This window comes from Pseudomonas arabinosi (assembly GCF_047758675.1).
Classification (GTDB): Bacteria; Pseudomonadota; Gammaproteobacteria; order Pseudomonadales; family Pseudomonadaceae; genus Aquipseudomonas; species Aquipseudomonas arabinosi.
In genome coordinates this window covers 3,506,358-3,528,848 of record NZ_CP180480.1, presented here as the reverse complement: position 1 = coordinate 3,528,848, position 22,491 = coordinate 3,506,358, and the positions used below count along the sequence as shown (strand labels likewise).

Sequence of the window (22,491 nt, the reverse complement as noted above, 5' to 3'; positions counted from 1 at the left end):
ATCAAACACTTGAGTCTCATTGAAAGGTCATACCCGATGTCTGCCTGAGCTTGCATGCTCCCCATGCTGAGCATGCCAAAAACTGCAATAATGGCGAGTTTTTGTTTAAGCTTCATATTTATTCCCTATATAAGCACGCGTAGTGTGTGCTTACTGACATTAGCAGCCAATCCATCGTTTCCAAACCAGCCATGCGTCATATTCACAAAGTTTCACACGCTATAAAACATCGCACTTTCTGAAATAATAAAAACAGATGGAATTGCTATTTTAACAATTAGACGCGTGCGCTCTTCTCGTTAAAAACGTCAGATCAGACGGGCAGTCACCAATAGATCAGCTACGGCCTGGAAGGTCGTATCGGGAACTGGATCTCCGGCCACCGATCGCTTGCTGATTTCTGCCGCCAGAGCCGAATCATTCACCTTCAAAATGCCCAAAGCCGCCGCGTCAGACAGCATCTGCACTCCGTCTTTTCCTGAGGCGCGGCTGACCACAATCGGAACTTTCGTCTCACCGCGTACGTAGCGCACGCCGATTACCCATCCGCCGGCGGTACCGATGATCATCGATGCCCGAGCCAACCCCAGTTTTGTAGCCAGAGCGTGCATCTCTTGGCGTTGTCGTTGCAGCTCACCCTTGATCGCGGGATCGCCATTGGTGTCTTTGCGCTCACGTTTTTGCTCACTACGGGTCATTTTCATGTCGCGACCAAATAACCAGCGCTGCATCAGGACGTCCACTCCACCCACCAGCAGAAACGCACTCAGTACAGTAAATACCAGTGGCTTCAGGACCAGATAGAAGGTGGACTCGATACAGCCAGCGCCGCAGCGTGAAGACTCCATCAGTGCCTGCAAGGCATTCCGGCCCACCACATAAAACGCAATGCCCAGCAGGCCCACTTTGACCAGTCCCTTGAGAAACTCCACGAAACTGCGCATTGAAAAAATGCGTTTGAAGCCTTCGATCGGATTGATGTGTTTGATGTCGGATTTAATGGGGTCTACGGAAAAGACCACTCCGCGCATGGTCGCGATATTGGTCACAATCACCACTGCCACTGTCACAGCCACAACGGGCAAAGTAATGGTGATAAGCAATTGTTCGGCGGTATCCAGCACCCGAGGCCAGACGGTCGCGAAGGGTTCAATATAGACCTGAACAATCAGGTCGAGCAGCGCCGTTATCTGCGCCTGCGCCCGTGGCGCGATGACCACGATGCACAGCGTGCACGCCAGGATGACCATGCCCGACACCAGATCCTGACTCTTGGAAACCTGACCTTTTCCCCGCGCTTCCCTAAGCTTTTTATCCGTGGCCGGCTCTGATTTTTCCTCACTGGTTTCACCCATATCGTGCACTCCAGGCATTCGCGCTCATTGTTCGCCCACCAGGGTTTTGAAGAGTTCGACCGCTCCCTGAAATTCACTGAGCTGGTCGAGCATGATGGGAATCAGGAAGGCAATGTAGATAACCATCAAGATCGAAAAGAACAGGTTCTTCACGGGGAGTGACAAATCGAAGATGTGCAGATTGGGTGCCATCCGCGCGAGATAGGCCAGCATTAGGTCCGTCACCAGCAGCGTGATGATCAGCGGCGAAATCATGACGACGCCGAGCCGCAGTATCTGGTCGAGAATCGACAGGATTGCCAGCAGCGCCGAAGACGCGAACAAGGGCGTGAATGCCGTCACGGGCCACAGCTGATAACTGTGGTAATAGCCGTCGACGATCATGATGAAGCCGCCAGACATGAAGAACAGAGTGATGAGCATGACCGTCAATAACGTCGCCATGACACTGGACTCACCCACATTCGAAGGATCAACCAGTTGCGCCATCGTCGAGCCGCGCTGCAGATCAACCAGCTCCCCCGCCGCTTCCGCCGCCCAGAACGGGATACCGAACAGCAGGCCGATCAGTAGCCCGATCAGGAACTCCTTGATCATCAAACCCGCGAGAAACAAGCTGCCGTAATCAGCCCGTGAGGTCAGCGCGTCGAACACCGGCAGGAACATCGGAACGGAAATGGCGACAGCCACGCTGCTACGGATCATTCCGGTGAGGCCCAGGCGATTGAACGCCGGGGTGATCAACACCAGCCCGGTGGCGCGACAGGCCGCCAACGCCGCCGACGTGATAACCGGGTAAGCAAACTCTACGAGTTGGTTAGCAACTTGAACTTCCATGGTGGACTCAACGCGTCCATATCGGGAAGTTGTCCAGCACCAGGCTGCCCAGTTCCACCACTTGTCCGGCCAGCAGCGGACCAACGAAAACGATGACCAATAGCACAGCGACCAGCTTGACCACCTGCGGCAGCGTCTGATCCTGAATCTGCGTCAACGCCTGCAATAGCCCGACGCCCATGCCCACGACAATTGCGACCACCAGCGCGGGAGCCGACAAGAACAGTACCGTTAGCAACGCCTGTTTCATCAACGAAAGAAAAACGTCTTGCCCCATAACAGCATCACCCGTAGCTAAGGATCAAACCGTGCATCAAGCGCGACCAGCCGCTCAACGAAACGAACAGCAAAATTTTCAACGGGATGGAGATCAGAGGTGGCGAAACCATCGACATGCCCATGGCCATTAAAACATTAGAGACCAGCAGATCAACCACCAAAAACGGGATGTACAACAAGAAACCGATTTCGAAGGCGCGGGTTAGTTCGGAGCTGACAAAGGCGGGAATCAGCACCACCAGGTCGTCATCGCGCAAATCGGCCCTGGCCTCCGCAGACCAGATCGTCTCGGTGGCGGAGATAAAAAAGCCGCGCTCCGTCTCATTGGCAAAACGCGCCAGGTGCGCCTGCAACGGTGGCCTCAAGGCGTCACCCAGCTCCTTTAGCTGCTCGACGTTCTCCAGGTTGAGTTCCTTGCCCTGCACTTGCTGGTACATTTCGCCAATCAGCGGCGTCGTCACGTACACCGACAAAATCAGGGCTATACCGTAGAGAACCATGTTCGGCGGAGTTTGCTGAATACCCAACGCATTGCGGACCAGAAACAACACCACCGAAATTTTCAGAAAGCCAGTCATGGTCACAACGGCCAACGGGATCAAACCGATGGACGCAACGACCAAAATTATCTCGATCAGGTTGGGCTGGTACCCCGTCATGGTTTGGCGAAATCCAACACGCGTACACCCAGACCATCACCGATCTGCACCAGCTGTCCACGACCAACCCGACGACCGTTAATCATCAGATCGACACCGTCCTGCATCGGCGAACTCAATTGCAAGACGCTTCCGACCCCCAATTGTCGAAGCTGCTGCAGCGACAGTTCCACACTGCCCACCTGGCACAGCAACTTGAGAGGCAGATCATCCAGGGTCGCGTCCACACCGGGCGCTGCTTCGGGTTGTGTCATTACATTCTCCATCGTCAAGTTCACAGCATTGAGGGGTTCCAGCAATCGCAGCCCTGCGGTGCTGTCACGTTTGGCACGGGCCTGAAGTTGACCGGACAACACGACCCGCACAGCGGCGTCCGGCAACGTATCGAGCATCACCACGTCGCCCGGCTTCAGACTGCGCAAGTCCGAGAGGCTCAACCAGGCTTGACCGGTTTCTACCGCCAGGTGAAAGCGCAATTGGCCAGGATCGTTCAGCTCAGGCACGCAGTGGTGTTGCAGCAGATCCGCGACCACCCGCGCCGAGGCAGGTGACATGTCCAGTTGCAGGGACTGCACGGGTGTCCGCCCGAGACAGACCTCCAGGCCCAGACGCAACGCAACGAGAGGCGCGCCCGATTCTGTGCTGTCGCTCACCCGAATCGGCTGCCCGAGCAACTGCTCCAGCGGCTCGATCAACTCCAGCAATGTCAGTTCCCACAACAGGGCGGTCGCTAACGGGTCCAACGCCGGATGCGGGATCGCCAGAATGGATTGCCATTGCTCCAGCGCACTTGATGGCACCCACAACCGCACGGTGTCGACACCGAGTGAAAACAGAATTCCGATGGCGCCTTCAATCCGCGGCCCCGCGACGGTCCAGTGCACACGGATGGACTCTCCGGTGCAACGCCCGAGCGAGGGTTGACGACTTCGGTGCAGCAGATTGTTCAGCGTGAGCAGTGCACGATCGTACTGTTCGAACGTTGCATCACAGGCGTCGATCGAGGTCTTCTGCAAAGACGCGACCAAACCGTCCGGTTCACGTGGCATGCCAGTCATTGTCCTGTTCCTGAAACGCTGGCGGGCAATCGCATGAGCAAGCCCTCGTCTGCGTCCTCCAGATGCTCCGCTGCGCGCTGCTCGGTGTGTTCACGGCGCCCGAGCAACATGTCCCACGCTTCGCATTGACGCTGGCGGGTCATACGTTCGAGTCGAAATGTCTCTCGCTCGCGCTTTTGAGTCTCGAGGGTTTGTTCGACCTCATCGATACCTGTTTCCATTTGCTGCTGGCCGTTGGCGAGTGCGCTCAAACGCGCTTGCGCGTCTTGCCAACTGATGACTGACAGTCCTTCAGTCAGCGAGGCGTAGATCTGCTGCGCTTCTCGAGCAAGGTTTTCACGGTGCAAGTGCAGGCGCTCTTTCGCCAGATCGAGAGCGTGACTGGTCTGCTGACAGCGCTGGTGCTGGGCGACAAGTTGGTTGGCAGCACGTTGCTCACGCAGTTTGCGCAACGCCTGCAAACTTCGAAGCTCATGGGTTTTCATGGTGCTGTCTGCTTATTCATAGATTGCGGTCATCCGTTCAGAACCTTGCGCATCGCCCGCAGTGTTTCTTGCGTACTACTGGGCTCGCTCGCGCCCTGGCGCAAAAAAGCGTCGATGGCGTCATGGCGAGCGATGGCTTCATCCGCGAGCGGATCGCTGCCAGCGGTGTATTCGCCAACGCGAATCAACATTTCAATTTCAGCGTGTCGCGCCATCAGCTCGCGTATGTGCATGGCTAAGCGACGCTGCTCCTCGCCAGCTACCTGTTCCATTAACCGGCTACGGCTGCGCAATACGTCGACCGCGGGAAAATAGTTTCGCTGGGCCAGTTCCGCGCTGAGTACGATATGGCCGTCAAGAATCGAGCGCGCCTCCTCGGCGACCGGGTCCATGGACGCATCACCTTCAGTCAGTACCGTATAAAGCGCGCTGATACTGCCGGTGGCGCCGGGGCCGGCCCGCTCAAGTAAACGCGGTAAGGCAGAAAAAAATGACGGTGGGTAACCCCGACGTGTTGGCGGCTCCCCCACCGCCAGCCCGATCTCCCGCTGTGCCCGGGCAAAGCGTGTCAGGCTGTCCATCAACAGCAGAACATTGCGCCCCTGGTCGCGGTGATATTCGGCCTGGGCGGTAGCGACGAAGGCCGCGCGCACGCGTTCAGCGGCAGGCCGGTCCGAGGTTGCCACCACCGTAACCGTCCGCGCCCGGGCACGAGCGTCAAGTTGGACATCGAGCAACTCGCGCACTTCCCGGCCCCGCTCACCGATCAAACCGATCACAATCACATCCGCATCGCTGTTGCGAATGATGCTGGCCAGTAATGAGGATTTGCCGACCCCTGGCTCACCGAAGATGCCCATGCGCTGTCCCTGCGCCATGGTCAACAGACCGTCGATGGACCGTATGCCCAGGGACATGGGCCGCACGATTAATTGCCGGGTAAAAGGAGGCGGTGGTTCGGCGTGCAAGGGGTAACGCAGCAAGGTGCCCAGTGGGGCGATCCCGTCGCCATCGAGAAACGCCCCCATGGGACTGATTACACGGCCCAACTGGCTATCGCCGACGCTGACTCCCAAAGTTTCGCCAGTGGCAACGATCTGAGTGCGCGTAGACAAGCCTTCCATCGAACCAATTGGCGACAGGATGGCTTCGTCCTCATCAAAGCCGATCACCTCAGCGGACAGGGTGCGGCCATTTCCAGGATCGCTCAGCAGGCATAACTCACCGATGCGCACTCCAGCGATACTGGCCCGCAGCAGCACACCTCTTATGCTGCTGATGGTGCCTTTCATGGGCCGTGGTCGGGCCTGCTCCAGGCGTCCGGTCAAACGAGGGATCAGCTCTGCCAGCGCTGGGTTCAAGAGGATATCTCCTCGCTGAACGGCAGCAGGCTACGGCGAACATTACGCAATTGCGCCTCAAGCCCCAGTTCCACCGACCCGATCTTGCTGCTCAAACGTGCCTGCCCCGTTGCGAGTTGATCGTCACCCTCCACCCCGATCGACGGCGAACTCACTGACTGGGTTTGCAGGTGTTGACGAACTGTCTCCACCTCCGACAAAGGCACGAAGAGTGTCAGGCTCTGGTCCTGGCGGAATGCAAGCAGCGCTTTACGGGTACAGCGCACCAGAAGTTCGGCGTTGTCCATGTCGTCCAGTACCTCGCGCACCACACCCAGAACCAGCTCCACCAATCCCGATTCCAACCCGGCCAGATAGGCATCCACCTGAGCGGCGGTTTGCCCCAACAGTTCGGCCGCTTGCTCGGCGCCGAGGGCGCGCGCCGACTCGAAACCCTCTGCGCGCGCCTGCGCCATCCATTGGCTATTCTCGTCTCGCATCGTCTCAGACACCTCGCGGGCAGCCTGCAAAAAAGCATACCCGTCGACCCAAAGGGCCGCGTCGTCAGCACGCAGAATTCGGGGGCCTGGTTGTGTCGGTAGATCACTCATAGGGTGTCGGCCTCCGCCTGCGGGCTGCGCTCAGTGTCTTGAAGAGATTGCGTTGATGGAGCAAATGTCGCGGTCATGCGGCGAACAATGTCGATGTCTCGTGGCAGGCGCGTCTCATCAGTACCGGGGCCGGGCAGGCGCAAACACATCCAATGCTGCAACGGCACGGATTGCGATCGCCACCAGGCACCGACACAAAGGCGACCATCATGGTCGATGGATTCGATCAATTGAGCCGGTTCGCGCAGTAGATCCGCGGCGCCTGCCAGGTCCCGACTGGCCAATGCCAGGGCATACACATCGTTGCCCAGTGCACGGCGCAATTCGGTCACCGCCTCTTTTCGAATTTCACGGCTCAGGGTCGCCGCATGCCACACCGCGCCGCACATTCGGGGTAATTGCTCGAATGCGCTGGACGCCAATAGCAGCCCGGGCATATCCCTTTCATCCGGAACTGGCAGAGTGTTCAGTGCCGGCAGCTTGAAATGCAGCATGACCAGACGTAAAAGCCGTTCCTGGAATCGCGGTGAATGCTGTAGTGATTGCAGTTGCTCGGTCGTGAGTTCGCCGCCAAAACACTCGATCAAATGTTCCCGGGAAGTAAAGTCGAGAGGTCGCGCCAACAAGTCCTGCCATTGCTGCTGCACGTTTGATTGATTCATCACTGATCCTTGAGCGCGTAAAGAGACTGCGCGCGCCGCCGGCCCCACAGTTGCATGACCAGTGCGCCAGCCAATGCGATAACGGCCAACAATGCCCCACCCGACATCAGCCGCGCCCGAGGTACATTTTCCTCGAGCATCCACAGGCCCAGGAAACTGCCAAGCCGGGGTTGGGTGCCGGCTTTGGTGGCGGTCACTGCGGCCATGACGGCAGTGACCGAAACGCCGTCGTAACCCAAACCGGATATGCCATTGGCGACCAGTGTTTTGATCTGCGGAATCAATTGATTGACGTCGGTTGCCGGATCATAGCGAACCAGCACGGACGCCGAAGACGGCGAGATGACCCGTTTGAGCAGGTCGTTATCCGGCAGCACCACATGCACCCTGGCCGATACAATGCCGTCGATCTGCGAGACGGTGTGCGACAGTTCCTCGCTCAGGGCATAGATCATCTGCGCCCGCTCTTGCACAGGCGAAGAAACCAGGCCATTGCCCTTGAACACCTGCCCCATGTTGGAGAATGTCTGCTCTGGCAATCCGGCGGCCTCAAGCAGCGCCATCGCTTCAGGGAAGCGCTGCTCATCGACCACCACCCGAAGCAGTCCATCATCCTGCACCTTGCGTGTTGCCGGAATACCTTCCCTGAGCAATACCGCCACCATCGCGTTCGCCTGACGCTCGCCCAGATTGGTGTAGAGGTCCATATCACAGGCCTGTAGCAGCCCGATCACGACGAACAGGAGGGTCAGGTGCATCTTTCGCCAGCAACTGGACATAGGTTATTGACCCTTGAGAAGCGTGTTGGCAGCGCCGGATATTTGCGTCGCGCCACGCACCACCATCTGCGTTTCAATGGAGTAATCGAACATCTTCCCCATTGACTGAACGAGTTGATCGACCTGTTTTTCGCCAGCAACCTTTGGCGTATCGCCCGGTGCCGTCGTGGTCTTTTCAATACTTGGCGCAGACACGTTGCCGCTGGGCGCCGTGCCTTGCGTCAACGCCTCGGTACGTTGCGAGAAACTGCGCGTGCGATCGATGAAGTCGTTCAGACGCTCCATAAGGTTGTTGCCAATCTCATGCGGGCTGGCGCCATTGGCTGTTCCCTTGGCAGTGTTTGCCATGTGTTCAAACAGGCTTTGGGAGGCTTCAATTCCACCCTGCCCGCCCGAAGGCGGCAGGGCCGACGTTGCGGAAGTCGCTGCGAGGCTGACGGTCATGGTTGCACCTTACTCATCGTCTTCCTGGGCTTCTTTCAATAAGTTCTGAGCCAGCGGCATCACGATAAATTGCCCTCCCATTACCACGGCCTGACCGATTAGCTGATCCATGAAGTCATCACTCACCTCTCCCGACTCCTCGGCAGCCGCAGCGGCCCTGACACTTGCGTTGTCCAGGGCAGTATTGAACTCGGCTTCCTGGACATTGCTAACAGTGGTTCCGCTTTCGATAGGGTTTACAGACATGGTGTGTCTCCTGGGTTGTACAGCGAATGCTTAAGTGCCGGGACAGGTGCCATCCCATGTTGATGGACGATCATGGGCGGCCTGCTTCGGTGACCGCACTGCCGCGGAACACCCGCACGCCACGTTCGCGAACGAGCGCGACAGCGACGGGTACTTCCTCGTTTTCAATGTGTTGCTGGATCAGCGCCAGATAAGGAGGCGGACCTGACACGAACAACTCGTCGCCGCCGGGGCTGGTGCGCAGTGACAGTTGTTTGCCGAACACCTGCAGATCGCTCAGCCAGCCCATCAATCGGGCCACATCCAGTGACTTGGCGTTGAACAAACGGGTTGCGACCTCGTCGTCGGAATTGACGTAAAAAACGTTACCGTCGAAGTACCAACTCAGGTTGTTGGAGTCACTTAGCTGCGTGAGAAACTGGCCTGCTGTTTCAGCCCTTATGTTGCCTCGCGATTTGCCGCGTACCTTTTCCGATAGCACCAGTATCAAGCCGAGGTTACGACCAAACTCGCCGAGCGCGGCGCGGATGTCTTGATCCACCAACACGTAATGGTAAGGCTCGGAATACCAGCTCGGATGTTCCTCGGCGACAACCTCCGACGACAGAAGCACTCCCCACCCTGAAAGCAGGCAAAGCAGCGCGCGCGACAAATTACACATCGCTACGACCGGCACGACTGGAACGGCGAAACCGGAAAGTCAGCAATGCGTCCCTCGCCATAAATGGGTCGCTATTGAAGTTAAAGTCGGTAGAGTGGCCGCCACGCATCTGCCTTGTTTCAGGACTCGGCGTTTGCCTCCAGCCGAATGCCTCGTCACCGACGGAAGAGTTTCGTTTATGCCAAAAATCGTTCCCCGTACTCTGCTGTTGCTGGCAGGCAGCCTGTTGCTCGCTGGCTGTTCGAGCCATCCGGCAACCGACGCCAGCTACGACCGCTTCATGCGTCTGGCGAACGATCTCGACAAACGAGGCGACCCCGTCACCGCGGCGGCGTTTTACGAGCAGGCCGCCGCACAACCAGGTGCTGGCGTCGATGCCTGGCTCGCATTGGGTCAGGTACGACTCAAGAGTGGTGATACCCGAGGCGCCGAACGGGCCTTTCAGCAAGCGCTTGAACTCAAGCCGGAGAGTGCCGATGGCTTGCTGGGTCTGGGTACCGCACAACTGCGATTGGGCAAACTGGAACGCGCGGTGGCCGTCTTGACCCGGGCTGGCGCTTTGTTCGATTTGCCTGCGGCGTACAACCGATTGGGGATTGCGCAGATTCTGCTCGGTCAGGCGGGCGAGGCGCAGGCGTCTTTCAAAAAGAGTCTGAGCCTGACTCCCGACGACCTCGACACACAAAGCAACCTGGCTCTGGCTTGTGCCCTTGGAGGCCAGTCGCAACAGGCCTTGGATGACATTCACAGCGTTAGCCAGTCGCCACGCGCACAACCGCGCCATCAACGCAACGAACTGCTGGTCATGGTGTTGGCCAACCGCGAACAAGACGTCATGACGGCGCAGATGGATGATATTGCGCCTATCGAACGTCAGCAACTGCTCATCGAAGCCAGACGCATCAAGGCCATCACCGACCCGAGACGCCAGGCCCAGGAACTGGGATTGATCGACAGTCGCTGAGTCGGTGTTCATCGCGTGCCCTCTGCACTGACGGCGGACTCTTGCTCCGTCTGGCGACGACGCAACTCTTCCCGATCATAGCCATCGATATAAACCTGCGCGGCACGGCCGACCGGCGCGGCCATGGTCGGGCCAGTGACTCGCCCCGTCATAACGTCCTGTCGCTGCTCCACCATTTGCAACAAGTTGAGTGCGTTGGCACAACCTGGCGCCAGCGTCGGTCGGAAATCCTCAGCCATATCAAACTCATCGACTGCCGATGGCTTCAGGCACTCCACAGGGGTCAGTTCGACGCGGCCATTGGCATGGGTCGTGGCCTGGTAATCCGGCGCGTAAGACACCGGTTCCAGATGGGTCTTGCAGCCAGCCACCAGAACCACGGCTGCCAGGCAGAACAACAATGCAGAATGACTCATCAGTGTTCCCCGTTCAGTTGATGTAGAAGCCGAATTTTCCACCGCTGCGCGGACCGGCAGCAGCAGTGGCCGCGCCTGATGGCTGTGAATCCTGAGGAGTGGCCAGCGTTCGCGCGCGCACTGGCTCGACCAGGTAGGGCGTAATCAGGATCACCAACTCGGTTTCGTTGCGTTGAAATCGTTTGGAGCGAAACAAATTGCCGAGGATCGGTATGTCGCCCAACAGCGGCAATTTTTCTACATCCTGACTGCTCTCGCGCTGGAACAGACCCGCAATCGCAAACGTCTGGCCACTGCCCACTTCTACCCGTGTATCGGCGCGTCGCACGCGAAATGAGGGCACGCGAAAAGCGCCGAACTCTACGGAATTGCCCATCAAACTGCTGACTTCAGGACGCACCTGCAAGGCGATGCGCCCGTTGGGCAAAAGCGTTGGCGTGAACATCAGGGAAACGCCGAACGACTTGTACTCGATGCCCACAACATCCTCATTGACCGGCACCGGGATCGGCACTTCGCCACCGGCGAGAAAACTCGCCGTCTGACCGGTCATCGCGGTGATATTAGGTTCTGCGAGGATCTCCAGGATGCCATTGCTCTGCAGCGCTTCGAGAAGCGCATCAATGTTCACATTGCCGGAGTTCAACCCTGCACTGACCACGTTTGATGCCCCCGATGCTGCATCCGCCGCCAGTGCGCCACCGGTGATCAATCCGAAAGAAAACGTACCGTTGTTGAACAACGCATTCCAATTGACGCCATAACGCAGCAACTCGGAGCGAGAAACCTCAGCGAAGCGCACACGAATATTGACCTGTGCCGAACCGCTGTAAGTGGCACTGTTCAAGGTGCTCTGGAAGCCTTGACCCTCGGTGTTCAACAACGCATTGAGGTCGGTGGCCTCCGCTACGCTGGCAAGGCTGCCGCTGGCGATCACCTTGCTGCCGACTGCATCAATCTGCGCCGAACTCGACGGATGCAGTGCTTTCATCGGTCGGGCGACGGGTTGAGCGCTGTTACTGATATTGAGCCTCAGGGACGCGATCTCTTGCCCCTGCGGACCCAGCGCAATCAGATTGGTCTGTCCGACAGTTTTGCCAAAGACGTAGACCACCCCTGGTGACACCACCTGCAGGTCGGCGATGGTCGGTTCCGCCACCAGCACCGAGTCCAAGGGAGCCGCAAAACGCAGGACGCGGCCCTCCCCTTGCGCCAGGTCAATGTTGCCTCGTTCGCCCTCGCCAATAGCCTGTGCGCTGGCAATCGAAGCGAAGCAAAGTCCGGGCAAGAGCGTGAGCAACCTGGTAGACACACAAAAGAATGGACGACAGGTCATGAAGCACTCGCCAGCGAAGTGACCGTGGAACCGGCGGGTGCGCGGCGATTGGTGATGTCGGTAAGACCAATGGTGGCTAAAGCCTGCACGTTGTATTCGCTCGCCAGTTCCCGGAACGACAGGACCGAAAGCTCAACCTCCCCTCGTACTGTCAGGCGCCTCATGCTGCGACGTAGCTCGGGATGAACCAGCAAAACGGGAGCTGAGGAATGGGATAACGGCTCACAGGTCAGACGCAGCTGAGTCAGCAGTGCGTGGCTGATCTCTTCCGGGAACGTGTCACGCCCAAGGTCTTTATTACGCAGCGTCGTGCGCAATTGTTCTTCAAGCCGTGGCACCAGCACGAACGCACTGATAACACGGTTGTGGTCCGCGAAGGGGTGACAGATCTGCCGTGCCAATGCTGCGCGCATATGCTCGGCCAGCCGTGCGGCATCGGTCTCGCGAGCGCCCCACTCCACCATCGCTTCGAGCAGTGCCCGCTGATTGCGGATAGAAACCCCTTCGCCGATCAGAAATCGCAACGTCTCGGCAATTCGCTGCAACGGCACGATTCGCAGAACTTCCTTGACCAGTTCACCGTGAGTATTTTCCATTCGTTCGAGGATGGATCGGGTTTCCTGGATGCCCAGAAAATCGGCAGCATATCGTCGCAAGATGCAATCAAGCAGGCTGCGCAGAACTTCATCTGGGAAAAGAAAACCGATACCTGCAGCCCGTAAAGTCTCCTCGTACTGAAGTTCGATCCATTGCGAAGGTCGACGGTTTAATGGTGAATTCGCCTCAACGAACGGTATGTCCAACAACTGCAAATGCACCGAGTCATCCAGAAGCATCAAGCGACCGACAGGCATCGTCCCGCCACTGACCGGTACACCTTCAAGTTCGACACTGAAATACCCAGCCTCGGCCGTTTGATCGACATGGACGTCGGGGGCCGGCACTTCAATGCCAAGGTCGGTACGAATCTCGTGACACAGTGATTCCATGCGCTGACGCAACAATTGCAACGGGGATGCATCGGCCAAGGCAGGACCGACAATCAACAGTATTCTGCTGTCCATCGGCTTTCTGAAGGACGCAGCCTGCACCTCTTCCTCCTGGGTCACTGACTCGATGACATCTTCCGTCCGGGTCAGTAGCTCGGCGGATGATTGTTGGCGTCTGTACATGACAAACGCTGCGACACCAAACAACAGAGCCAGCACGATAAACACCACCACGGGAAACCCTGGCAACAAACTGATGCCTGCCAGAATCACTGCGGTGAGTCCCAGAGCACGATGGCTGGCGCCCAGTTGTCGAACGATCTCGCTGCCAAGATCTCCCTGCGCCCCATCGCTGTTGACGCGGGTGACAACGGTGCCGGCGGCGACCGAAATCATCAGCGCCGGTATCTGTGCGATCAGCCCATCCCCCACCGATAGCAGCGCATACGTGTGAGCCGCATCGGCGAACGACATGTCGCGCTCGAGCATGCCGATCAGCAGTCCGCCTAACAGGTTGACGGACAAAATCACCAAGCCGGCAATTGCATCACCCTTAACGAATTTCATGGCACCGTCCATGGCACCGAACATCTGGCTTTCACGCTCCAGACGCGAGCGGCGAAGGCGTGCCTGGGGCTGATCGATATCGCCGTTGCGCAAATCGTTATCGATGCTCATCTGCTTGCCGGGCATCGCATCCAGGGTAAAACGCGCTGCGACTTCTGCCACGCGCTCTGCGCCTTTGGTGATCACGATGAATTGAGCAATGGTGATGATCAAAAACACGACCAATCCAACCACCACTTGGCCGGCAATCACGAAGTCACCAAAGGCTTTCACGATGTGCCCGGCATCACCGTGAAGCAGGATCAACCGTGTAGTGGTAATCGATAGCGCCAAGCGGAACAGCGTACTCAGCAGAATCAGCGGTGGCAGCGCGGAGAACTCGACCGAGTGAGAAATGTAAAAGGCCACGATCAGTATCAACAGGCTCAGGGCAATGTTGACTCCGATCAAAGCATCCACCAAAAAAGTTGGGAGCGGGATGATCATCATGGCGATGGCCATCAGCATGAAGGCGACGATGATCACATCTGTGCGCCTGGAAGCCGCGTAAGCAACGTCGTTGAGCCTGCTCAATACGCTCATGGCAATAACCTGCGGGCAGTCAGATAGCGTTTGAAGCACTGCCGCGCTTCTTCCCTGCGAGCACCGCGCCACAATGCGCGACTGCGAAGCAACAACGAACCGGCAGACTCTCCTTCACACTCGGTCAACCGATCCAGGGCATTCAGCGCACGCTCGTGATCACCGTTATCGGTAAATGCCAGCACCAGATGGCGGAGCAATACCGGATCGGCAGGCGCCACCTGAAACGCAATCAGCATCAACGCCAGTGCCCGTTTCGATTGACCGCAACGCCGATAAAGTTCGCCCAGTCCCTTGAGCAGGTCGACACAATCTTGCTCGTCTCTGGACATCAGCCTTGAACCTCGGCCCGCTGTTGCTCCAATGAGCGTCGCATCTCTATCTCTTCAAGGATCAACGTTTCGGCCACCGCTCTGGTTTGATCATCGGTGTCCAGGGAGGGCAGGACTTTCTGCAGAATGTAGTCAAGAAGCTCCAATGAACGCGTGCTGCCGAACAACTCTGCGCTCACGCTCGCGCCGCCGTAGAGCTTCTCGACATCAGCCCGCAAGGAGCGGCGCGTACGGATTTCCCGCTTGCCAAGTACGGCTTCGAACGGCGTAGTCAGCTGGCCCTTAATGGATTTCGTCACATCCACCGGGGATGACCGGGTACTGGGTACGGGATTGAGGTGAGAATCAATTTTCATAGAGCGGTCTGCATGAGGTATGGCGATGCACCGCTCATAACGTGAGCCGGAAGAGTTCGTCGCCCCGGGCGAGAATAATTTCGTTATTTTCGATGTGCTTGAGGACCCAGTTGTCCGGCAGTAATGCACCAGGATAGAGCCGCTTGCCGCTATCGCTAATGACGTAAGGATCGGTTCCGAACCAGACCGCCTGAAAGCGAACCCGGGGTTGGGCAATGGCTGCTCTGGCGCTAACGCTTGAGCGCAGTACCACGTGGTGCCCATAGCGTTGGTCATATGCCTTTTGCAAGGCAGCCCACTGAGGTTTCATGGTGAGTTCGAAGGACCCCGTTGCCACGAGCTGAGCGTCGATTTCGGTCACCTCTACTGAACGGAATTTTCCGACTTTCAACTGCTGCTCTAACCAGAGTCGGGCTTCTGTAAGTGTCGGTAATGTGGGCTCGATCAGGGAATCGATCTGAGGAGCGAAACCTGTTGGCGCAAGGACGGGGGCTGGCTCTTCGCGTAAGGTCAACGCCCAGATGCCAAGCAGCGTCACCAACGTCGCAACGAACCACAGCGGTTTTCGGTGAGCGGGGAAAGAAGCGGTAGTGCGGGAATGGCCCGGGACGTCGGCCAACGTCAACATCAACCGGGCAGATCCGATACGGACTTCCATTGGCATCCGTGCGCAATGTCCGCTACCAAGAGGGATTTTGATGGGCCTTGAGCCGTTGCACAGCACCCAGACCTCACCACCCACCGCTTCGATAGCAATGCTCTGGTCGCTGATACGCAGACACAAATGCTCGTCGGCAATACCTGGATCACCGAGCACAAGATCGCAGCCAATCGAAGTACCAACGGTATAAACCAACCGGTCGAGCGACAACGAGACACCCTGGTGCAAGCCGTCCACAATCCTGAGCACCGGCGCAAAATTATTGGCCGGCGATGACAATGAGATCAAGGCAGTCATAATTCAGATACCACCGTTGAATACGCAGTGCTGGATGCCGTGGGAGCACACTAAATTATTGAGATGCAGGTTTAAAAAAGGGCGGGCTACGGTGCCGCATCCCGCCCGACGACCGGTTAGTTAGGCCGTTGTTTTGTTGCGTCGAGTTCAGCCTTTTTTGCTGTACTGATTTCGGTGATCTTTGCGGACTTCTCGATCGCCATATCGAAAACAGCACCCATTCTATCAATAGCGGCCTGAGAGTTACCGGAGCTTACCGGTGGAACGGAATCTGACATTTTCGATATCCTCGAGCTTATGAATAATATGATTATGGGGGCCTTTAATAGGCTGACCAGATTGCACAAGTCGCTGTAATGCTCAGAACTTGTACGGCTCGAATCTACTTAGGAAAAACTCGAATCGCTGTGAAAAGTTGTGAATTCGGCTGTATCTCGCTCACTCGCCTTTTCCTCGCGCAGTGCTGAATAGCCACTACCTTGAGTTTCTTTCAGACACTTTTAAAACGTCATCTCGTGACTACGCAGTCAAACTTTTTATTCACTGTTATTACTTCAGATACACCACCTGAAGGTGTTTACATGTATAACTGGGCTATAAATATCCATTTTTGGCCATCGGCTGGATCGCATCAATTTATGTTGGGCTGAAACCATTGGCATATGTGATTGAAAATGAAGGCGGCGCAACATTCAGTAACATCAGCTCTGTGATTGTATGCGGCAACCGTGCCGCACTAACTTCATGTTATCGCTCGGAAAACTCTTCTTAAGTTCACTCGGGGGGATGCACGCGGCCAAAAGGACAAATTACTATGAATTTTTCCTCCCATGAAGACACAACGGATGGCCTCACTGCGGGCCCGGAACTACCGGAACTTACGTTGTATTTTGGCGAATTCGAGCTATGTCCGCGTCGACTCCTACTGCTCAGGAATGGTCAGACCGTTCACCTCGGTAATCGCGCGTTGTATTTACTGGTGGCCTTGGCAACACGTCCCTTTGAGCTGATGGAAAAGGCAGAACTCATCGCCTTCGCCTGGCCCGGGGTTGTCGTAGAGGAATGCAATTTACGCGCGCAGATTGTTGCATTGCGGCGCGCGCTGGGAGATCAGCGTGACGGCGCGTATGTGATAACGGTACCGGGGCGCGGCTATCGATTCGTCGCGCCCGTCACCCATCTTCGGCAGGATGAGGCCGTAGGGATTCCATCCCCTGTCAGGGCGAGCTTGCCAAGGTTCAACCCAAACATCATTGGTCGCACCGAGCAGGTGCAAGTCCTTGGCCAGCAGCTGCTCAGCGGGCGCTTCGTAACCATTACGGGCCCCGGGGGCATAGGCAAAACAACTGTTGCACTGGGGGTGGTCACAGATCTCAATGGGCTGTTCGCCCAAGGCGTCTGCTTTCTCGATCTGTCCGCCGTAACATCGCCCCACCCTATACCTGGCATGCTGGCCTCGGCGTTGGGGCTCACCTCTGCGAGCGATAATCCCTTGCACAGTGTTGCCGGCAATCTGGCAAATACCCATTTGTTGCTCGTTCTGGACAACTGCGAACACGTACTGGAAATGATCGCTGACTGCGTCGAAATCATTCTGCGCGACACAGCGCTCATCTACGTTCTAGTAACCAGCCGTGAGCCTTTGCACGCCTCGGGCGAATTTGTACATAACCTTGCCCCTATGGCCGTACCAGCACCCGAAGTCAGATTGACAGCTGAACAAGCGCTGACGTTTCCAGGGATTCAATTATTTGTAGAGCGTGTGACGGCTTATGATCCTGCCTTTCTGCTCAATGATCATGATGTCGACATGGTTAGCGCCATTTGCCGCAAACTCGACAGCAATGCACTCGCTATTGAAATTGCGGCAGCCAGGGTACGCACCTTCGGCATTCACGCACTGGTTGGGCTGCTTGATGGCACCTTTCGCCTGCAGATGACCGGCCGCCGCACCTCCCTGGAGCGACACCGAACCCTGAGCAACGCATTGGACTGGACCTATTCAATGCTGAGCGGGGATGAGCAAACCATGTTGCGCCAGCTTTCGGTATTCACCGGAGCGTTCACCCTGGAAGCAGCCACTACCGTTATCGAAGAACAAACATTAAACACCCGGGGCGCGCTGCCTTTGCTTGAGAGTCTGATAGACAAATCGCTGCTCAGCGGCCTGGATGAGGAGCGAGGCCGCCGTTTCCGACTGCTTGAGACAACGCGGGTCTACGCGCAGGAGAAACTTACGCAACATCGCGAGACTGCCGCTGTTGCCTCGCGTCATGCGGGCTATACGCTGGGCCGGCTTCGCGAAGCGGGCGAGCAGTTGAGTAGCATGCCATTGCAACAGTGGCTGGCGCTGTACGGTCTGGAAACTGACAATGTTCGCGCAGCGCTTAATTGGGCCTACTCGCCAAAAGGCGATCGCACACTGGGCGTTGAGTTGACACTGCTGAGCGTTCCCCTCTGGTTGCGAAAGTCACTCATCGGCGAATGTCGCGCCTGGGTGGATAAAGGGCTCAAAGACAGATCTCACTCAGTCGTGACCTTACGGCGACAACGAATGCTGCTGCTGACCGCATCTGCCAGTGTTTTGATGTTGACCTTCGGTGCGGGCCAAGGCATTCGCGATGCCTGGTTGCAAACACTTGAAGATGCCAGCGTGCTGAATGACGTCGAACACCAGTTGCGAGCACTCTGGGGGCTATGGAGCGATTGTTGTTGTGGCAATCAATATGAGCAGGCGCTGGAACTGGCCGATCGGTACAACGAAAGAGCCCTTGCCGGGAATTTGCACCACCATCGGCTGCTAGCCAAGCGCATGCGCGCTACCGCGTTGTTTTACATGGCCGATCTGGTAACCGCCCGACGTGACATCCGGGAGGCCTTGAGTTCACCGTCGTCACCCTATTCACATGTTATTGATGTTTATTTTGATCAGCGAATCGCCGCCCGTTGTCTATCGGCGCAGATTCAACTACTCGACGGCCATACCAACGATGCCTTGCTGGCCATCGAACAAAACGTGGCGCAAGCGACGACGCTTAATCATCCTGCGACGCTCTGGTACACCCTGTGCCTGAGCGCGATCCCGATGGCGTTGATGGGTGGCAACATGACCAAAGCGCGCCATTTTTTGGCCATGCTGCAAGGAAGCACGGCCAGGCATGATTTGCCGATTTGGCGTCAGTTCACACGCTGTTTCGAAAGCATTGTACTGATTCGTGAAGGTGAGCCTGAGGCGGGATTACCTCAGTTGGGTGAAGCGATGCACGAGATGCGCGCCCTTGGCGGCAGCCCGCTTTACAGTTTTTTGCGAAGTGAATATGCCTATGGGCTGGCCATGCTCGGTCTGACTTTGCAGGCCTTGGAGGTGATCGAAGAAACAATAAGGGTTGCGTCTTCGCGCAAAGAACAATGGTTCCTGCCGGAGTTGCTGAGGATAAAAGCGCACCTGATGCTGACAGATAAATCCCCTGCCCCTCTGGCAAATGTGCGCGCCGTATTGACGCTGGCATTGGCTCAGGCTGAAACCCAGGATGCTGAATTGTGGCGTTGCGCTATTAACTACGACTTGTTGCAACTGAATAGTGAAACCTGCCACCACAAGGCCATCAGGATTGGCGAGCTCACCTGATATAAAACCAATCAGTACAAGGGTTATTAATGCACACAAGTGGGCTCCACCACGCCGCAAGGCTGGCCGTCATCCCGGAGACTATCTGTTTCGGTAAGTTTGTACTGCACCCGCGCCAACAATTGCTACTTAAAGATGACACGCCCATTTCCCTGGGTAGTCGTGCAATGTGCTTACTGATTGCGATGGCTTCCCGCCCCGGAGAATTGCTGGAAAAATCCGAGCTGATCTCCATCGCCTGGCCTAAGGTGTTTGTTGAAGAGTGCAATTTGCGCACACAGATTCTTGCGTTGCGTCGTGCCTTGATTGATCGGGGTGATTTCGAATATATCGTTACAGTACCTGGCTTGGGCTATCGCTTTGTCGCCTCAGTCACCCACGACACGCCACCGAAAGAACCTGTAGCGATACGACCCCCACCCAATACGCCCAATCGAGTCATCGGAAGAGCCGATCTGATTCAGGCACTTGGCAAGCAGCTGCAAGCCCGACGCTTCGTGACACTTTTGGGTCCTGGTGGTGCTGGCAAGTCCACTGTCGCGCTTGCGCTGGCCAACGAATTGAGTGGGAAATTTCCTCGTAGGATCTGCTTTATCGACCTGGCGCCCGTGACGTCTGCACAACTCATACCCGGTATGATCGCTTCGGCAATGGGCATTAACTGTGCGACCGATACCCCCTTGCAAAGTGTTGCCGACACGATGGGTAACAGCAGGCTTTTGTTGATTCTCGACAACTGCGAACACTTGCTGGAAGTAGTCGCGACTATTGTCGAGACGCTCTTGAATAATGCCCCCCAATGCTGCGTTCTCGTTACCAGTCGCGAACCCCTGCACGCCGCAGGTGAATTCGTGTATCACCTGCCCTCGTTATCAGTACCCACCGCCCTAAAAAAAATGACCGCACAGCAGGCCATGAGCTATTCAGGGATTCAATTGTTCGTCGAACGCGTAACGGCTCGCGACCCTACATTTTCACTTCACGACAGTGACGTTAAAACAGTCTGCACCATCTGTCGCAAGCTCGACAGCAACGCACTCGCCATTGAAATCGCGGCGGCTCGGGTACAAGCCCTGGGCATTCAGGCGCTTGTCGAATTACTCGATGGCAGCTTTCGCCTGCAAATGGCTGGCAAAGACACCTCTCTGGATCGACACCGTACCCTGAGTGCAACGCTGGATTGGACCTATTCAATGCTTTCGGTCCACGAACAAACGATGTTGAGATACCTCTCGATTTTCCCAGGTTCTTTCACGGTTGACGCCATCATCGCCATTGTTGACGGCATGAGCATTGATGCATTGGCGACGTTGCCACTACTCGAAAGCCTGGTGGACAAATCGCTTCTGACGACACACGAACACGGCGCCGGTCGACGCTTCCGACTGCTCGAAACAACTCGGGCCTACGCGCGGGAAAAGCGTGCAAAACACGGCGAGACACCCAAACTTTCTCGGCTCAACGCCGGCTACGCATTGGGCCTTTTGCGCAATGCACGCGAAGATCTAAGCGGGACACCTCCACAAGCCTGGGTTATGCAATACGGTCCTGAAATAGACACCATACGGACCGCGCTCGATTGGGCCTACTCGCCAGCGGGTGATCGGGAATTGGGCATCGATTTGATACTGCTCTGCATGCCCCTCTGGCTACGACTGTCACTGATCGGTGAATGCCGTCATTGGGTCGACAAAGGCTTGTCGGACACCGAACAGTTATCACCCATACTCCCCCGCCAGAGGATGCTCTTGCTCACGGCAGCGGCCAGCGTTTTATTGTTGAGCTACGGTACGGGGCCGAAGATCGGTGATTACTGGCGCCAAGTGCGCAAAGACGCCATCGACCTCAACGACACCGAACATGAACTGCGTGCGCTCTGGGGGTTGTGGAGTGAATGCACGTGTAGCAATCAATATCCGGAAGCACTGAAATTATCCGAAGACTATATCCAGTTGAGCCGCGCGGAGGCGCTCACGCATCACCGACTATTGGCCAAACGCATGCATGCGTCCACGCTGTTTCACATGGCCGATTTGGCCGGCGCCCTTCAGAGCATTAACGAAGCGTTGATTTCACCCTCTTCACCATCCTCACACATTATTGACGTGCACTTTGACCAGCGAATCGCCGCGCACGGTATCAAGGCGCATATTGAGCTGCTGCAAGGTGACGTTAACCAGGCTCTATTGCATATCGACGAGAATGTAGCAAAGTCCATCATCCTCAATCACCCCGCAACCCTCTGGTACACTCTATGCTTTAGTGCCTTGCCAATGGCGCTGATCGCGGGCGACTTACCCAAGGTTCATAGTCATCTCGCCACAATGCAAAAAAGCATCGCACTGCATGACTTGCCGATCTGGCGCCAACTCACCCGATGCTTCGAAAGCATTCTTCTGATTCGTCAGGATGAACCAGAGGTGGGATTGCGGCGGCTGAGTGAAACAATGAGCGAAATGGACCAGCAAGGCGCCAGTCCGTTTTATAGCCTGCTGCGTTGCGAAGGTGCGCAAGGGATGGCGATGCTGGGCTTGAACCAGCAGGCCCTGGAGACGATCGATGAAACGATACGAGTTGCCTCGTCACGTGATGAACGATGGTTTCTACCGGAACTGCTGAGAGTCAAGGGACAACTGCTGCTCAAAGACGCTACACCGTCATCACGCAAATATGTGAATGAGTTGTTGAATCATGCATTGATTCAGGCCGAAAGCCAGGGTGCCGAGTTTTGGCGTGCCCGTATCGCTTTCGATCTGGCACAGTCAGTAGCGGTGACACGCCCGTAGTGTGGTGTTACCTGTCTGCCTCTAGATGCAGGTACCTGGCGCCTGGCTGCATTGGCTGTATCCACTATGGGGTGGCGTGTTCAATAGTTGGGCGGCGGATATCGTCATTTACCTGTCACTGGCTGGTACTGTGTTGGCAATACCTGGCCAGCACGTCTATC

General features: G+C 56.6%; 23 protein-coding genes. 3 read left to right on the top strand and 20 right to left on the bottom strand.

Going from position 1 to position 22,491, the window contains the following annotated elements:
- Positions 1-308 precede the first annotated feature (308 nt).
- The 13 genes from ACMXYJ_RS16625 to ACMXYJ_RS16565 form a co-directional block, all read right to left on the bottom strand.
- Positions 309-1,355, bottom strand: a complete 1,047-nt coding sequence (locus ACMXYJ_RS16625) for an EscU/YscU/HrcU family type III secretion system export apparatus switch protein (protein ID WP_415756030.1) — start codon at positions 1,353-1,355, stop codon at positions 309-311.
- Between the two features lie 24 nt (positions 1,356-1,379).
- Positions 1,380-2,192: a type III secretion system export apparatus subunit SctT gene (sctT, locus tag ACMXYJ_RS16620; protein WP_415756029.1), complete on the bottom strand. Its 813-nt coding sequence runs from the start codon at positions 2,190-2,192 to the stop codon at positions 1,380-1,382.
- A 7-nt stretch (positions 2,193-2,199) separates the two neighbouring features.
- Entirely contained in the window at positions 2,200-2,469 is a 270-nt protein-coding gene (locus ACMXYJ_RS16615) for an EscS/YscS/HrcS family type III secretion system export apparatus protein (RefSeq protein WP_415756028.1), read from the bottom strand.
- Positions 2,470-2,476: 7 nt separating this feature from the next.
- Complete coding sequence (gene sctR, locus ACMXYJ_RS16610) at positions 2,477-3,130, bottom strand: type III secretion system export apparatus subunit SctR (RefSeq protein ID WP_415756027.1); 654 nt, start codon at positions 3,128-3,130, stop codon at positions 2,477-2,479.
- Positions 3,127-4,188 (bottom strand): type III secretion system cytoplasmic ring protein SctQ, encoded by a 1,062-nt coding sequence (gene sctQ / locus ACMXYJ_RS16605; protein ID WP_415756026.1) that lies wholly within the window; start codon positions 4,186-4,188, stop codon positions 3,127-3,129. The genes sctR and sctQ overlap by 4 nt, the downstream gene beginning before the upstream one ends.
- Entirely contained in the window at positions 4,185-4,673 is a 489-nt protein-coding gene (locus ACMXYJ_RS16600; protein WP_415756025.1) for a hypothetical protein, read from the bottom strand. Before ACMXYJ_RS16600 ends, sctQ begins: the two co-directional genes overlap by 4 nt.
- Before the next feature lie 29 nt (positions 4,674-4,702).
- On the bottom strand, positions 4,703-6,034 hold the full coding sequence (locus ACMXYJ_RS16595) for a FliI/YscN family ATPase (RefSeq protein WP_415756024.1): 1,332 nt from the start codon (positions 6,032-6,034) through the stop codon (positions 4,703-4,705).
- Positions 6,031-6,624: a FliH/SctL family protein gene (locus ACMXYJ_RS16590; RefSeq protein ID WP_415756023.1), complete on the bottom strand. Its 594-nt coding sequence runs from the start codon at positions 6,622-6,624 to the stop codon at positions 6,031-6,033. Before ACMXYJ_RS16590 ends, ACMXYJ_RS16595 begins: the two co-directional genes overlap by 4 nt.
- Entirely contained in the window at positions 6,621-7,286 is a 666-nt protein-coding gene (locus tag ACMXYJ_RS16585) for a type III secretion protein (protein WP_415756022.1), read from the bottom strand. The genes ACMXYJ_RS16590 and ACMXYJ_RS16585 overlap by 4 nt, the downstream gene beginning before the upstream one ends.
- Complete coding sequence (sctJ, locus tag ACMXYJ_RS16580; RefSeq protein ID WP_415756021.1) at positions 7,286-8,065, bottom strand: type III secretion system inner membrane ring lipoprotein SctJ; 780 nt, start codon at positions 8,063-8,065, stop codon at positions 7,286-7,288. Before sctJ ends, ACMXYJ_RS16585 begins: the two co-directional genes overlap by 1 nt.
- A 3-nt stretch (positions 8,066-8,068) precedes the next feature.
- The gene (locus ACMXYJ_RS16575; protein ID WP_415760743.1) at positions 8,069-8,413 is read right to left on the bottom strand and encodes a hypothetical protein; all 345 of its coding nucleotides are present in this window, start codon (positions 8,411-8,413) and stop codon (positions 8,069-8,071) included.
- Positions 8,414-8,518: 105 nt separating this feature from the next.
- Complete coding sequence (locus ACMXYJ_RS16570; protein WP_415756020.1) at positions 8,519-8,755, bottom strand: hypothetical protein; 237 nt, start codon at positions 8,753-8,755, stop codon at positions 8,519-8,521.
- Between the two features lie 70 nt (positions 8,756-8,825).
- Complete coding sequence (locus ACMXYJ_RS16565; protein WP_415756019.1) at positions 8,826-9,407, bottom strand: type III secretion protein; 582 nt, start codon at positions 9,405-9,407, stop codon at positions 8,826-8,828.
- A 187-nt stretch (positions 9,408-9,594) separates the two neighbouring features.
- Between ACMXYJ_RS16565 and ACMXYJ_RS16560 the strand changes: the two genes are divergently transcribed.
- Positions 9,595-10,380 (top strand): tetratricopeptide repeat protein, encoded by a 786-nt coding sequence (locus ACMXYJ_RS16560; protein ID WP_415756018.1) that lies wholly within the window; start codon positions 9,595-9,597, stop codon positions 10,378-10,380.
- Between the two features lie 8 nt (positions 10,381-10,388).
- Here the strand turns inward: ACMXYJ_RS16560 and ACMXYJ_RS16555 are convergent, their stop codons facing one another.
- The 7 genes from ACMXYJ_RS16555 to ACMXYJ_RS16525 form a co-directional block, all read right to left on the bottom strand.
- Positions 10,389-10,796, bottom strand: a complete 408-nt coding sequence (locus ACMXYJ_RS16555; RefSeq protein WP_415756017.1) for a hypothetical protein — start codon at positions 10,794-10,796, stop codon at positions 10,389-10,391.
- Between the two features lie 13 nt (positions 10,797-10,809).
- On the bottom strand, positions 10,810-12,132 hold the full coding sequence (locus tag ACMXYJ_RS16550) for a type II and III secretion system protein family protein (RefSeq protein WP_415756016.1): 1,323 nt from the start codon (positions 12,130-12,132) through the stop codon (positions 10,810-10,812).
- Positions 12,129-14,270 carry a type III secretion system export apparatus subunit SctV gene (sctV, locus tag ACMXYJ_RS16545; protein ID WP_415756015.1) on the bottom strand — a complete coding sequence of 714 codons (2,142 nt, stop codon included), beginning with the start codon at positions 14,268-14,270 and terminating at the stop codon, positions 12,129-12,131. The genes ACMXYJ_RS16550 and sctV overlap by 4 nt, the downstream gene beginning before the upstream one ends.
- Positions 14,267-14,602, bottom strand: a complete 336-nt coding sequence (locus ACMXYJ_RS16540) for a tetratricopeptide repeat protein (protein WP_415756014.1) — start codon at positions 14,600-14,602, stop codon at positions 14,267-14,269. Before ACMXYJ_RS16540 ends, sctV begins: the two co-directional genes overlap by 4 nt.
- Positions 14,602-14,958 (bottom strand): hypothetical protein, encoded by a 357-nt coding sequence (locus ACMXYJ_RS16535; RefSeq protein WP_415756013.1) that lies wholly within the window; start codon positions 14,956-14,958, stop codon positions 14,602-14,604. The genes ACMXYJ_RS16540 and ACMXYJ_RS16535 overlap by 1 nt, the downstream gene beginning before the upstream one ends.
- 34 nt (positions 14,959-14,992) lie before the next feature.
- Positions 14,993-15,916, bottom strand: a complete 924-nt coding sequence (locus ACMXYJ_RS16530) for a SctD/MshK family protein (protein WP_415756012.1) — start codon at positions 15,914-15,916, stop codon at positions 14,993-14,995.
- Positions 15,917-16,032: 116 nt separating this feature from the next.
- Entirely contained in the window at positions 16,033-16,194 is a 162-nt protein-coding gene (locus ACMXYJ_RS16525; protein ID WP_415756011.1) for a hypothetical protein, read from the bottom strand.
- Positions 16,195-16,730: 536 nt separating this feature from the next.
- On the opposite strand from ACMXYJ_RS16525, the gene ACMXYJ_RS16520 reads away from it, so the two are divergent.
- Together ACMXYJ_RS16520 and ACMXYJ_RS16515 are read left to right on the top strand one after the other, a co-directional pair.
- On the top strand, positions 16,731-19,544 hold the full coding sequence (locus tag ACMXYJ_RS16520; protein ID WP_415756010.1) for an ATP-binding protein: 2,814 nt from the start codon (positions 16,731-16,733) through the stop codon (positions 19,542-19,544).
- Between the two features lie 29 nt (positions 19,545-19,573).
- Complete coding sequence (locus tag ACMXYJ_RS16515) at positions 19,574-22,330, top strand: ATP-binding protein (protein WP_415756009.1); 2,757 nt, start codon at positions 19,574-19,576, stop codon at positions 22,328-22,330.
- Positions 22,331-22,491: the final 161 nt, after the last annotated feature.